This is a genomic window from Bacteroides sp. HF-4919 (assembly GCF_018860125.1).
This window is the reverse complement of record NZ_JAHKNF010000005.1, coordinates 75,452-90,035: the sequence shown is the minus strand read 5'-3', so window position 1 is coordinate 90,035 and position 14,584 is coordinate 75,452. Positions and strand designations below refer to the sequence as shown.

Genomic DNA, 14,584 nt, shown 5'->3' with positions numbered 1-14,584 from the left:
TCTACTTTTTCAGGTTATTCATATGTTCTTCCTCCCGGCGGCGCTGCTGCATCTGTTCTTTTTTTCTCAGCACCAGCCAAAGAACCAGAACAATGACATACGAAGCAGCCAGGGTGAGATATTTCTCCGTGTCGCTCACCTCATGATTGCGAGGTAGCAGATAAGCCGCTGTTGCAGATACATAGATCAGCAAGGCGACAGTAACCCAGGTTGACTTTTTTACTTTCTTCATCTTTATACGAATATCGAGTTTATTTTTTATACGAGTATCAAATCCCTTTTTTCCAAACAATAAACCAAACGGCTCCAATCAGTGTACAAACACCTCCTGCCACATACGAAACCCAATGTGACAGTCCTAATCCTTCGGGGGCGATGCAGATATAAGTGGAACAGACAGCTGTCATAAACAGAGCGGGAACCAATGTCAAACCATACCACTTGCGGGTACGTGCCAAGTAGACTGTGATGGCCCAGAGAGTAAAGACCGATAAGGTCTGGTTGGCCCAGGCAAAATAGCGCCAGATCATGTCAAACCCGTCTTTATCACGCAAACTGTAAAGCAACAGCCCGATGGCGGCAACGAACATCGGCACACAAATATACAAACGGCGACGAATGCTTTTTTGTTCCAGTTTCAGGAAATCGGCTACGATCAGGCGTGCCGAACGAAACGCGGTGTCGCCCGACGTAATAGGCGCCGCAATCACTCCCAGAATGGCAAGCACCCCACCTACCGCACCGAGCCAACCTTTCGTTATGGTGTCTACAATGACAGAAGCATTGTTCTCTTCCATACCGTGTTCACGATAAAAATAAGTCGCGGCGGCAGCCCAGATCAGCGCCACGATACCCTCGGTAATCATGGCACCATAAAAGACAGGACGTCCATGACGCTCGGAAGTCATGCAACGTGCCATCAGCGGGCTTTGGGTAGCATGAAATCCGGAGATGGCTCCACAGGCAATACTGACAAACATAATCGGGAAAATGGGTAACGCTGCTGCATCCGGATTAGTATTCTGTAAGCCGTCCCACAACTCCGGGATGACCGGATGATAAACATAAAGCATCACCAGGATACCCACCGCCATAAACAACAAAGCTGCAGCGAACAAGGGATATATCTTTCCGATGATTTTATCGACCGGAAGCAGAGTGGCAAGAATATAATAGATGAACACCACAATGATCCAGAAAGTAGTGTCGAGACTGTCGGGAGTCAACTTCGCCAGCAGTCCTGCCGGTCCCGCCACAAAGACCGCACCTACCAGAATCATCAGGACAACGGTAAAACCCCGCATCACCTGCTTGGTAGTCATCCCCAGATAACGGCCGACAATTTCAGGCAAGCTCTCACCACCATTACGCAGAGAGAGCATTCCAGCGAAATAATCGTGTGTAGCACCGGCAAAGATACTTCCCAATACAATCCACAAATAGGAAGCGGTACCAAACTTCGCCCCCATAATTGCGCCAAAGATGGGACCGAGACCGGCTATGTTTAAAAATTGAATCATAAAGATTTTCCAAGTAGGAAGGGGAATATAATCCACTCCATCGGCATGTGTCAGTGCCGGGGTCTTTCGGTCGTCGGGGCCAAAGACACGCTCCACCAATCGTCCGTAAATGAAGTAGCCTGCAACCAATGCCAGCAGGCAAATTGTAAATGTAATCATGGCGTGTTGAATTGTTAATCAGCGCAAATGTAACATAATCTGTCGAAACTACACAACTTTACAAAGGGTTTTGCTAACTTTGCGGACTTCTGTTCACCACGGAAGGCAGTTTAAAAGACGTTTCACCGCAGATTACACAGATTAATACGAATTAATACGGATTGATACGGATTCTTTAACCGGATTCTCAATGAAATAAATTATCAATCTGTGTTAATCCGTGTAATCTGTAGTGAACATCAAAACCATTATATTTATGAATACCATCTATAAAAGCCATAACGACTCTTTCTCAGTGAAAAAGAGAGCCGGAAGAGGAACATCCCTCCTCTTTCTTTTTCTCCTCTCCTTACTTCCGCTCCATGCGCAGACCTCCCCGAAACACGAGGTACGGGCTGCCTGGATCACTGCCGTCTACGGACTGGACTGGCCACGCACCAAAGCAACCACTCCCGCAGGCATCCGGCGGCAGAAGGAGGAGCTGATCGACATCCTCGACCGCCTGAAAGAAGCCAACTTCAATACAGTCCTTTTCCAGACACGTACCCGTGGAGATGTACTCTACCGTTCGGACATTGAACCTTTTAACTCCATACTGACCGGCAAGGTCGGCGGCGATCCCGGATACGACCCTTTGGCCTTCGCCATCGAAGAGTGCCACAAACGGGGTATGGAGTGTCATGCCTGGATGGTGACCATCCCACTTGGAGGCAAGAGACACGTAGCCTCACTCGGCAAACAATCGGTAACCAAACGCCAGCGGGACATCTGCGTACCTTATAAAAACGAATATTTCCTCAACCCCGGACATCCCGCCACCAAAGAGTATCTGATGAAGTTGGTACGTGAAGTGGTCAGCCGCTACGACGTGGACGGAGTTCACTTCGACTACCTCCGCTATCCCGAAAACGCGCCCCGCTTCCCGGACAGTTACGACTTCCGCCGCTACGGTAAAGGACGTTCGCTGGCACAATGGCGCCGTGACAACCTGACGGACATTGTGCGTTACATCTATAACGGAGTGAAAGCCATGAAGCCCTGGGTGAAGGTGAGCACCTGCCCGGTAGGAAAATACCGTGACACCTCACGATACTCCTCCAAAGGCTGGAATGCTTTTTTCACCGTTTACCAGGATCCGCAGGGATGGCTGGGCGAAGGCATTCAAGACCAGATCTACCCGATGATGTATTTCCGCGGCAACGGCTTCTACCCCTTTGCGCTCGACTGGCAGGAGCAAAGCAACGGACGCCACATCGTGCCCGGGCTGGGAATCTACTTCCTTCATCCCGACGAGGGTAACTGGACCTCCGAAGAAGTGGAACGCCAGATACATTTCATCCGCGCCAACCACTTGGCAGGCGAAGCGCATTATCGGGTAAAGTACCTGATGGACAATACCCAGGAAGTATACGACATCCTCCGGGAGCAGTTCTATCAATATCCGGCACTGCAACCGCCCATGCCGTGGATCGACAACGCGGCTCCTACCGCACCGTCGGAACTAAATGTAGTTTCCACCGGCGACGGATATACCCGGCTCAGCTGGAAAGCTGCCACGGATAATGACAGGCAGAATGCACCGATGTACATAATTTACGCTTCGGACACCTATCCGGTGGACATTACGAACCCGGAAAACATTCTCGTACAAAACCTGCGGGACACGCACTACACCTATGCTCCCATCCGTCCGTGGATGGCCCGGAAATATTTTGCCGTCACGGCAGTGGACCGCTGCGGGAATGAAAGTGAGGCATGCAGATAGCACGTCTCAGTCCTCCACAAGGATATATGCCCGGTAACGGCTCGTCTTCAGGACGGGGACCAATGGCAGATACCCCTTCACCACCCTGCCGTCTTCCGTATGCAGCGGGTGCCCGGTCTTCATCGCATTGTGTTCCTGCAATGCCTGCCCGTCGGATGGATAATAAGAGACACGAAACACCCCCGAAGCCCCGGATTGTACATAACGGTCGTATATCAGGCGGGACACAAGCCCCATATTCATGCGCAAATTGATTTCCACACAAGGATGGATGCGAAACTCCGGAAGAGCCCCGGACCGGCAAATCATCATATCCACCCCCAGATAACCGGCATATTCATTCCCTAAAGAGGCGGACAACTCTTTTTCCAACTCCTTTTGAATCCGGAACAAAGCATCCACAGGCACGTAAGCCGACAATCGCCGTTCGATCTCCGCGTCGGACAGCAGACAGTTGCCTTCATAAGCTCCACCGACATTGGTGTGAAACAAAGAATATCCGGCAAAACGAACCTTCCCCTCCCCATCGGAGCAGAACTCCATCGCAAAATCTTCCACCTTATTATATATAGGTTCGCCAACAACGCCTCCCTCCCGGTCTATGATCCGGGCACACCAGCGCTCTATAAGAGGAGTGAACTCTCCCTTACACCAGTTCAGTCCCTTACCGCTTCCGGACAAGGGCGCTTTGAGCAGACAGCATTCCCGATCCTCTATAAATGTACGGCAATCGGACAAAGTCGTCAGGTAGAAAGACTCTCCGCAAAACCTTTCATCCACTTGCAGATGTGGCAACAGCTTCACAGCCTGCGACCGATGGGAGAGGTTGCGCAACCGCTCCATCTCGCCCACCGAAGGAAGAACAGCATCGGATATCCCCAACGAAAGCAAACGCTTCCGGAGTGCCGGATTCCATCCCCAGGGAATTACCGAACGAACGTCAGAAAAATCCTCTGCCTGAGTCCTTAAGGAAACAGGGAGTGGAAAAAGCCGGAGCATCTCTTCCAGAAAAGGCTGGTTATAAGCAGACGGAGCAAGCACACTGCACTCCCCGTCCGCAAACCATATCGGGAGCAGCGCCAACTCTTCTGCCATCTTGCGGGCAGAAGCAGGCGCCATATAATTGGTCTCACCACTGGCGAGAGCCAGATCCTGATCCGGATTAAACAGGTAAAGAAGGTTTGTCATTACAATCAATCATTTAAAAACAGGAAGTGCCATTAATCTTGTCAAACGGATGGTCTACTGTCCTTTTGTTTCCATTTCCGGTTTTTCACTTACAAGCCTTTGGGATACAAAGAGGCAACCGGCCGAAAAACCGATAAGTTTCCCGCAAATATATGCACAAAAACGCACATAAAGCCGGATAAACCGTCACTTTCTGCCGGGCAAAGGCTCACTTACTCCCGGGCAAAGGCTCTGCTATCCCCAGAGGGTGTGTCGGAATTCACCACAGAGGACACAGAGGACACAGAGTAACATAGAGTGAATTTTAAGTTATTGACCATCAATATTCTTATTCTGTGATAATCTGTGTAATCTGTGGTGAAAAGAATTTTGCCCCCCCCAAAGCAACGATTGATTATCCGCAAACAAAGGCTCTTCTCCCCTTCCCCGACTCTATTTCCTCTCTCCCAGCGAAGCATTTCAAACTAACAAAAGAAACCCTTTTTCAAACAAATACCGGCAAAAACTACCGAAAACAAAAAACAATGTTTATATTTGCAAGCAAACACTGAAGTAGACAAGCAAAAGCATAATTGCCCGATTGAACTGGCTGCGTTTTTTCAGAAGCAGCTTGCCGTTGACCCGAAATAACGCCTCTACCACCTATTAGGAATACCGTTTTGACAAAATGAAGCAAAAGATAAACTTGCTAAACGAAACTACAATTTTGCTATCTCTACTTTGCAATTTCTAAAAAAAGGCTTATATTTGCCCCCCGAAAAACCCAAGAAAAGAGATGGAAACATTCTACCGCACACATGCCTACCTTGTTGAGCACACCAATGCCCCGGTCCGCCGCGACTTAATGGACGAAATAAACTGGAGTGACCGACTGATTGGTATCAAAGGAACACGTGGCGTGGGAAAAACCACTTTCCTGCTTCAATACGCCAAAGAGAAATTCGGAACCGACCGTTCATGCCTCTTTATCAACATGAACAATTTCTATTTCTCCGGACACAGTATCGTCGACTTCGCCAATGAATTCCAAAAACGGGGCGGAAAGGTATTGCTGATCGACCAAGTATTCAAGCATCCCGACTGGAGCCGCGAATTGCGTATGTGCTACGACCGTTTCCCCAATCTGAAAATTGTATTCACCGGTTCATCCGTCATGCGCCTCAAAGAAGAGAATCTGGAGTTGCGCGACATTGTGAAGAGCTACAACCTCCGGGGCTTTTCGTTCCGCGAATTTCTGAACCTGCAAACAGGCATGAAATTCCGCCATTATACACTCGAAGAGATATTAAGCAGCCACGAACAGATAGCCAAGGGAGTACTTTCAAAGGTCCGCCCGTTGGATTATTTTCAAGACTACCTCCACCACGGTTTCTACCCCTTCTTCCTTGAGAAACGCAATTTCTCGGAGAATCTGCTCAAAACCATGAACATGATGGTAGAAGTAGATATCCTGCTTATTAAACAAATTGAGCTGAAATATCTCTCAAAGATAAAAAAATTATTATATTTGTTGGCTGTAGACGGGCCGAAGGCCCCAAACGTAAGCCAATTGGCAAGCGACATACAAACATCACGCGCCACGGTGATGAATTACATCAAATATCTGGCCGACGCACGACTGATCAACCTGGTCTATCCCAAAGGGGAAGAATTCCCCAAGAAACCATCGAAGATTATGCTGCACAACCCCAATCTGATGTATTCCATCTACCCTGTAAAGGTGGAAGAACAAGATGTGCTGGACACTTTCTTTGTAAACACGATGTGGAAAGACCATAAAGTGCACAAAGGTGACAAAAACACCTCGTTCATGGTAGACGAAGTGATGCCTTTCAAGATATGCTGCGAAGGGGCGAAGATCAAGAACAACCCCGGAGTGACGTATGCTTTGCATAAGGCCGAAATTGGCCGTGGCAACCAGATACCTCTCTGGATGTTCGGTTTTTTATATTAACATCTAATCTCAGTCATTATGGATTACGAAAAGCTTGAACAACTGAAACGCCTCCACGACAGCGGAGCGTTGAACGATGAAGAATTTGAAAAAGAAAAGAAAAAGATATTGGATGAAGAAGATGCGGGTAAACCCACAACCGTACTCCCCATGGGACTGACGGAAAATACTTATCTGGCACTGATGAACTTCGCCATGTTCATACCGTATGTAGGCTGGATTGCCCCCATTGTACTTTGGATCATGGGCAAAGAAAGTTCCGCACCCGTCAACCGCCAAGGTAAATACATCCTGAACTGGTACATCAGCTGGTTTCTGTACGGCATCGTGCTGACGGTACTCTTCATCATATTCATGTTCAGCGGCATAGTATCCATAAGCGATATGAATTATGAAAACGACCAGAGTTCTCCATTGGCGGTCCTCTTGGGCATATTCGGCGGAGGAGCCGGAATTCTGCTTCTCCTGATACTCGGAGTAGGCTGTTTCCTGTGTCTGCTGTTCCCTATCATCGGAGGCATCAAAGGGCTGAACGGAAAAACATGGAAGTATCCGCTTTCCATACCGTTTTTGAAATAAACAAATAAATTACTTACTTAAATATTATTTTTAGTTATGACTAAACAGAAGAAATTCATCACATGTGATGGTAACCAGGCTGCTGCGCATATCTCGTATATGTTTTCAGAAGTAGCTGCCATTTACCCCATCACTCCTTCTTCTACGATGGCTGAATACGTAGACGAATGGGCTGCCGCAGGACGTAAGAACATCTTCGGCGAAACAGTATTGGTACAGGAAATGCAATCTGAAGGTGGTGCGGCAGGTGCTGTTCACGGTTCTCTTCAGGCCGGTGCACTGACTACTACTTACACTGCTTCTCAGGGTCTTCTTTTGATGATCCCGAACATGTATAAGATTGCCGGTGAGTTCCTGCCTTGCGTATTCCACGTATCGGCCCGTACACTGGCTTCTCACGCACTGTGTATCTTCGGTGACCATCAGGACGTAATGTCTGCACGCCAGACAGGTTTCGCCATGTTGGCTGAAGGCTCTGTACAGGAAGTGATGGACTTGGCCGGTGTTGCACACCTTGCCACAATCAAAGCCCGCGTTCCTTTCATGAACTTCTTCGACGGTTTCCGTACTTCACACGAAATCCAGAAGATCGAAATGCTGGAAAACGAGGACCTCGCTCCGCTGGTTGACCAGGAAGCTCTTGCTGAATTCCGTGCCCGTGCGCTGAACCCGATGAATCCGGTTGCCCGTGGTATGGCCGAAAACCCTGACCACTTCTTCCAGCACCGCGAATCATGCAACAACTACTATGACGCTGTTCCTGCCATCGTTGAGGAATACATGAACGAGATTTCCAAGATCACAGGACGCAAATACGGTTTGTTCGACTACTACGGAGCCGAAGATGCAGAACGCGTAATCATCGCCATGGGTTCTGTAACCGAAGCTGCCCGCGAAGCTATCGACTACCTGACCAGCCAGGGCGAGAAAGTAGGTTTGGTTGCAGTTCACCTGTACCGTCCGTTCTCTGCCAAACATTTCATGGCTGCCGTACCTAAGACTGCCAAAACAATCGCAGTACTCGATCGTACAAAAGAACCGGGTGCTAACGGCGAACCTCTGTATCTGGATGTTAAAGACTGCTTCTATGGCACAGAAAATGCTCCGGTTATCGTAGGTGGTCGTTACGGTCTGGGTTCTAAAGACACTACTCCTGCCCAGATCATCGCCGTATTCAAGAATCTGGCTATGCCGATGCCGAAAAACCACTTTACTATCGGTATCGTAGACGACGTAACTTTCACATCTCTTCCTCAGGAAGCAGAAATCGCTTTGGGCGGCGACAGCATGTTCGAAGCTAAATTCTACGGTTTGGGTGCTGACGGTACGGTAGGTGCCAACAAAAACTCAGTGAAGATTATCGGTGACAACACTGATAAACACTGTCAGGCCTACTTCTCTTATGACTCTAAGAAGTCAGGAGGTTTCACTTGCTCTCACCTGCGCTTCGGTGACGACCCTATCCGTTCTACTTATCTGGTAAACACTCCGAACTTTGTGGCTTGCCACGTTCAGGCTTACCTGCATATGTATGACGTAACCCGTGGTTTGCGTAAGAACGGTTCGTTCTTGCTGAACACCATCTGGGAAGGCGAAGAACTGGCAAAGAACCTGCCTAACAAAGTGAAGAAATACTTTGCACAGAACAACATCTCTGTATATTATATCAACGCAACCCAGATTGCACAGGAAATCGGTTTGGGCAACCGCACCAACACCATCCTCCAGTCTGCTTTCTTCCGTATCACAGGCGTGATCCCCGTAGACCAGGCTGTAGAACAGATGAAGAAATTCATCGTGAAATCTTACGGTAAGAAGGGTGAAGACGTTGTGAACAAGAACTACGCAGCTGTTGACCGCGGTGGCGAATACAAGACTTTGGCTGTTGACCCGGCTTGGGCTAACCTGCCGGATGATGCTAAAGTTGAAAACAACGACCCGGCATTCATCAACGAAGTGGTTCGTCCGATCAACGCTCAGGACGGAGACCTGTTGCCTGTATCTGCATTCAAGGGCATCGAAGACGGAACCTGGTATCAAGGTACTTCGAAATACGAAAAACGCGGTGTAGCTGCTTTCGTACCGGAATGGAACGCAGAAAACTGTATCCAGTGTAACAAGTGTGCTTACGTTTGTCCTCACGCTTCTATCCGTCCGTTTGTACTCGACGCAGAAGAGCAGAAAGGTGCAAGCTTCGAACAACTGAAAGCTGTAGGCAAAGCATTCGACGGCATGACATTCCGTATCCAGGTTGACGTTCTCGACTGTCTGGGTTGCGGTAACTGTGCCGACATCTGTCCGGGCAACCCGAAGAAGGGTGGCAAGGCTCTGACTATGAAACACCTTGAAAGCCAGTTGGCTCAGGCTGATAACTGGACTTACTGTGCAGACAACGTGAAGAGCAAACAACACTTGGTAGACATCAAGGCTAACGTGAAGAACTCTCAGTTCGCTACTCCATTGTTCGAATTCTCGGGAGCTTGCTCAGGTTGCGGTGAAACTCCGTATGTGAAACTGATTTCTCAGTTGTACGGTGATCGCGAAATGGTTGCCAACGCTACCGGATGTTCTTCTATCTACTCAGGTTCAGTACCTTCAACTCCATATACAACAAACGCAAAAGGACACGGTCCGGCTTGGGCTAACTCACTGTTTGAAGACTTCTGCGAATTTGGTCTGGGTATGGAACTGGCTAACGAAAAGATGCGTGCACGTATCGTGAAGTTATTCAACGAAATCCTGGCAGCCGACAATGCTCCGGCTGAAGCTAAGGAAGTATTGAAAGCATGGATTGAAAACATGTACGATGCAGACAAGACCAAAGAACTGGCTCCGCAGATCGAAGCAATCATCGAACAAGGTATTGCGGCAGGTTGCCCGATCAGCAAAGAACTGAAAGGTCTGACTCAATACTTGGTTAAACGCAGCCAGTGGATCATCGGTGGTGACGGTGCTTCTTACGATATCGGTTACGGTGGTCTCGACCACGTTATCGCTTCGGGTAAGGACGTTAACATTCTGGTTCTGGATACAGAGGTTTACTCTAACACAGGTGGTCAGTCTTCTAAAGCCACTCCGGTGGGCGCCATCGCTAAATTTGCCGCTTCCGGTAAACGCGTACGTAAGAAAGACCTCGGCCTGATGGCTACTACATACGGTTATGTATATGTTGCACAGATCGCTATGGGTGCTGACCAGGCTCAGACTCTGAAAGCTATCCGCGAAGCTGAAGCATATCCCGGACCGTCACTCATCATCGCTTACGCTCCGTGTATCAACCACGGTCTGAAAGCCGGTATGGGTAAGAGCCAGGAAGAAGAAGACAAGGCTGTTAAGTGCGGTTACTGGCACTTGTGGCGTTACAACCCGGCGCTGGAGGCTGAAGGCAAGAATCCGTTCACGCTGGATAGCAAAGAACCGAACTGGGATGACTTCAAAGGCTTCCTGAAAGGCGAAGTTCGTTACGCATCGGTTATGAAACAGTATCCTGCAGAAGCAGAAGAACTGTTCCAGGCTGCCGAGGACAACGCTAAGTGGCGTTACAACAACTACAAGCGTCTGGCCAACCAGGCTTGGGGTGTTGCTGAATGATCTTTGATCAGATAATATAACTCTCAAAGGGGGAAGGGACTAAAATAGGTTCTTTTCCCCTTTTTTGCCAAATAGAAATGAATAGGTTTCACCACAGATTACACAGATTAACACAGAACTCTTAATTCGATATATTGACGAGATAAATTATCAATCTGTGTTAATCCGTGTAATCTGTGGTGACCCCCAAACGGAATAATTATGAACATAACCATACGACCAACCCGACTTGAAGAACTCGACCAAGTGATGCCATTCTACGAACGTGCCCGCCGCTTTATGGCTGCCAATGGCAATGCCAACCAGTGGATCAACGGATACCCCGCTTCCGACGACATCCGGCAGGACATCGAAAACGGGGACAGTTATGTATTTGTAAATGAAAACGGGGAGTTGGAAGGTTGCTTTACCTTCATCCGGGGAGAGGACCCCAACTATAAAGTTATCAAAGACGGCGCTTGGCTCAACGATGCCCCTTACGGGGTAATCCATCGCATCGCATCCGGCGGACGGGTAAAGGGATTGATGGACTTATGCCTGGAATGGTGTTCGTCCCACTGTCCGAACCTGCGTGTAGACACTCACCGTGACAATAAAGTTCTCCAAAACATTCTCTTGAAAAACGGTTTCACCTATTGTGGCATCATTTATGTGAAGAACGGTACGGAACGGCTTGCCTACCAACGCACCGCCGTTACCCGATAGACAGAACTCAGAAGTTGGATTCCCGGACACACATATACCGCTTATGATTCAGGAATCCAGCTTTCTATCAGTTCCCGGTGTTCATCACGCCATTTTCGGACAAGGTCTTCTTCGTCCATCCGTGCATCTTTCAATGCTTTCATCAACGAACTGATCTCTTCTGTAGTGAATTTAATATTGCTGAAAAACTTTGCCGCAAAAGGATCTTTCTCCGTAAATCCTTTCCATCCGACGACATAGATAGATTCCACATTCCCATAAGTACCTTTCGGATCATGCAGGAACTTCAGGGGATAGCGGTCGAACATCCAATGCGGTGTCCATCCGGTGATGACGATCCACGATTCTTTATCCATGGCTTTCTGCAAGGAAGCCAACATGGTAGAGCTACTGGAAGTAAGCAACTTATATCCATTGAGCCCATAGTCCGCAATAGCCTTATCCGTAGTTTTCATAATGCCCGCTCCGGCATCGATCCCGACAATCTCAGAAGAGAATTGCCCTTTATGGGAAGCGAGTTCTCCGATTGAGTCGATACTGACGTACTGAGGCACTACCAACCCGACCCTTGCACTGTCATATACCTCACCGATAAACTCGATCTGATCGCCATACTGACCCATGTAGTCTTTCATCGTCACAGGCAGCCAGGCATCCATAAACACATCCGCTTTCCGACGCGAAACCGACGCGAAGATGGGGGCCACATCCGCATTGAGCAGTTCTACCTCATACCCCTGCTCTTCCAGCACCACTTTGGCCAGATGACTCATGGCAATGCCCTCCAGCCAGTTGGCATAGGCGATGCTTATCTTCTTTTTCCCGGTATCCGGGTTACAGGCCGTACACATCACGGCCAGTAACAACAACAAACTTCCTATTATCCTATATTTCCGCATATCGATTCTTTCTCCTTTCTATTTTTTGTTCTTACGACGAACCATCCCTTGGGTAATCCGGTCCAAAATAATTGCCAGTATCACAACCGCTATACCTCCTTCAAAGCCCAAACCGATTTTCATCTGGGTAATACCCTTCAGAACGATTTCGCCCAAGCCGCCTGCCGCAATCATAGCTGCAATGACAACCATAGAAAGAGACATCATAATCGTCTGGTTCACTCCGGTCAGGATAGTGGGCAAGGCCAGAGGCAACTGCACTTTATAAAGCAGCTGCCACCGGGTGGCCCCGAACGAACGCGAAGCCTCTACCACGTTCTTCGGTACCTGGCGAATGCCAAGTCCCGTCAGCCGAATCACCGGAGGCATTGCAAAGATGATGGTGGCAAACACTCCCGGCACCACTCCCAGCCCGAAAAACAGGACGGCAGGTATCAGGTAGACAAAGGCAGGCATGGTCTGCATCAGGTCCAGTATGGGGTGTATCACTTTCTCCGCACGGTTACTGTTTGCCGTCCACACCCCGATGGGCCCCCCCACGATAAGGGCGAGACAGGTAGATGACAGCACCAGTGCCAATGTCTGCATGGTGGCCTCCCAAAAGCCCATACCGTAGATAAGCAGCAACCCTAAAAGGGTGAAAACCGCCACCCCGCGCCCGGCTTTCATCCATGCCAACAACACCATTGCAGCAATGGTCAGATAAAAGGGGATACCAAACAAGATATGCTGAAACCCATTGATAAAACTGCCGATGCCCAGATTCAGCGCATCGAAAAAAGCGGAGAAGTGTATCATCATCCAGTTGATGAGTTCTTCAATATATTGTCCTATGTTGATCATAATTCTATTGCATTTTGAATGATTTCATTGATTTCCTGTTTGTTCTTTCCGGTCACTTCGAAAATGAGCGATGACAAGGGGACGACTCCCTGAAATTCACGGCCTTCGTTCACTACCCAGATAGGCGAATTGGTTTTGGTCATCAGCGGCAGGATGTCTTCCAATATCGTATCTCCCAGCACCGAATGCACTTCTTCGCGAACGACCGACTCTATTGACTTCACCTGCTCTTTACGCAACCGGAGCAAATCCTTTAAACGCACCTCTCCCACCAACACATTGTTTGCATCTACCACAGGCAACACGGTCAGATTATGTTCGAACATTTTACGGATCAGAACTTCCGGCCCTTCTTTCTTCAACCGGGCCACGAGGGGTTTATCAACCATCACCGAAGAGGCAGTAATGATCTTGCTACGATCCACACTCTCCACGAAGCGTTCCACATAAGCATTCGCCGGCTCTGTCAGAATCTCCTCCGAAGTACCTACCTGCACCACTTCCCCATCCTTCATGATGGCAATCCGGTCGCCCAGCTTGATGGCTTCATTCAAATCGTGAGTAATAAACACAATGGTCTTTTTCATTTTAGACTGTAAAGTCAGCAATTCATCCTGCATTTGTATACGGATCAAAGGATCGAGGGCAGAAAAAGCTTCATCCATCAGCAGCACTTCAGGATCGTTGGCCAGAGCACGGGCCAGCCCGACGCGTTGCTGCATCCCGCCGGACAGTTCGCCGACCATCTGATTCTCGTAACCTTTCAAACCCACCAACTGCATACTTTCCATCGCTCTGTGCTCACGTTCCTGTTTTTTCACTCCTTGCAGCTCCAGCCCGAAAGCTATGTTATGCAACACCGAACGATGGGGCAACAGTCCGAAATGCTGGAACACCATAGCCAGTTCTTTTCTCCGAATACGGAGCAGCTCTTTATCGGTAACATTCGAAATATCTCTTCCATTGATGATTACCTCACCGGAAGTAGGTTTTATCAATCGGTTGATACAACGCAGCAAAGTGGATTTCCCACTCCCCGAAAGTCCCATAATCACAAATATCTCTCCCTCCCGGACAGAGAGGTTTGCATCTTTTACGGCAACCGTGCATCCGGTTTCCTTTAAGATCTCACTCTTGCTCTTTCCTTCTTTCAACATACGCAAAGCATGCTGCTTGTCGTTGCCAAAAATGAGATACAAGTCTTTAATCGTTATTTTACTCATACATAATAGGGTTTAGATTATTAAAAAACGGACCGGGCGGCCTACACACACGAAAACAAACACTTCTTTATAGTAAAAAAGTTGATACCGGAAAACAACGGTTGTGTTGTTCCCCCGGTCAAATATGATTTCTTAACCCGGTTATTACAGACAGGATT

11 protein-coding genes are annotated in these 14,584 nt (G+C 48.5%); 5 read left to right on the top strand and 6 right to left on the bottom strand.

Annotated elements, in window-relative coordinates; all coding sequences use genetic code 11:
• Position 1 precedes the first annotated feature (1 nt).
• Entirely contained in the window at positions 2-232 is a 231-nt protein-coding gene (locus tag KO473_RS10275; RefSeq protein WP_005780694.1) for a hypothetical protein, read from the bottom strand.
• Positions 233-269: 37 nt separating this feature from the next.
• A complete protein-coding gene (locus KO473_RS10270; RefSeq protein ID WP_122130183.1) occupies positions 270-1,679 on the bottom strand; it encodes a carbon starvation protein A in 1,410 nt (469 codons plus the stop codon).
• Positions 1,680-1,935: 256 nt separating this feature from the next.
• On the opposite strand from KO473_RS10270, the gene KO473_RS10265 reads away from it, so the two are divergent.
• Positions 1,936-3,444, top strand: coding sequence for a glycoside hydrolase family 10 protein (locus tag KO473_RS10265; RefSeq protein ID WP_122130184.1), 1,509 nt, complete (start codon positions 1,936-1,938; stop codon positions 3,442-3,444).
• A 6-nt stretch (positions 3,445-3,450) separates the two neighbouring features.
• On the opposite strand, the gene KO473_RS10260 is transcribed toward KO473_RS10265, so the two are convergent.
• The gene (locus KO473_RS10260) at positions 3,451-4,632 is read right to left on the bottom strand and encodes a hypothetical protein (RefSeq protein ID WP_181996017.1); all 1,182 of its coding nucleotides are present in this window, start codon (positions 4,630-4,632) and stop codon (positions 3,451-3,453) included.
• A 775-nt stretch (positions 4,633-5,407) separates the two neighbouring features.
• On the opposite strand from KO473_RS10260, the gene KO473_RS10255 reads away from it, so the two are divergent.
• The 4 genes from KO473_RS10255 to KO473_RS10240 all read left to right on the top strand — a co-directional run bounded on the left by KO473_RS10255 (position 5,408) and on the right by KO473_RS10240 (position 11,461).
• The gene (locus tag KO473_RS10255; protein ID WP_005780701.1) at positions 5,408-6,586 is read left to right on the top strand and encodes an ATP-binding protein; all 1,179 of its coding nucleotides are present in this window, start codon (positions 5,408-5,410) and stop codon (positions 6,584-6,586) included.
• An 18-nt stretch (positions 6,587-6,604) separates the two neighbouring features.
• Positions 6,605-7,165, top strand: a complete 561-nt coding sequence (locus KO473_RS10250; RefSeq protein WP_122130185.1) for a DUF4870 domain-containing protein — start codon at positions 6,605-6,607, stop codon at positions 7,163-7,165.
• A 36-nt stretch (positions 7,166-7,201) separates the two neighbouring features.
• Positions 7,202-10,756, top strand: a complete 3,555-nt coding sequence (gene nifJ / locus KO473_RS10245) for a pyruvate:ferredoxin (flavodoxin) oxidoreductase (protein WP_005807720.1) — start codon at positions 7,202-7,204, stop codon at positions 10,754-10,756.
• Between the two features lie 201 nt (positions 10,757-10,957).
• A complete protein-coding gene (locus tag KO473_RS10240; protein ID WP_032529962.1) occupies positions 10,958-11,461 on the top strand; it encodes an acetyltransferase in 504 nt (167 codons plus the stop codon).
• 41 nt (positions 11,462-11,502) lie between these two features.
• Here the strand turns inward: KO473_RS10240 and KO473_RS10235 are convergent, their stop codons facing one another.
• The 3 genes from KO473_RS10235 to KO473_RS10225 are packed head-to-tail and all read right to left on the bottom strand — an operon-like array spanning position 11,503 to position 14,426.
• The gene (locus tag KO473_RS10235) at positions 11,503-12,360 is read right to left on the bottom strand and encodes a glycine betaine ABC transporter substrate-binding protein (protein ID WP_101603398.1); all 858 of its coding nucleotides are present in this window, start codon (positions 12,358-12,360) and stop codon (positions 11,503-11,505) included.
• 18 nt (positions 12,361-12,378) lie between these two features.
• Positions 12,379-13,203: a proline/glycine betaine ABC transporter permease gene (locus tag KO473_RS10230; RefSeq protein WP_101603399.1), complete on the bottom strand. Its 825-nt coding sequence runs from the start codon at positions 13,201-13,203 to the stop codon at positions 12,379-12,381.
• On the bottom strand, positions 13,200-14,426 hold the full coding sequence (locus KO473_RS10225; protein ID WP_101603400.1) for a glycine betaine/L-proline ABC transporter ATP-binding protein: 1,227 nt from the start codon (positions 14,424-14,426) through the stop codon (positions 13,200-13,202). Before KO473_RS10225 ends, KO473_RS10230 begins: the two co-directional genes overlap by 4 nt.
• Positions 14,427-14,584: the final 158 nt, after the last annotated feature.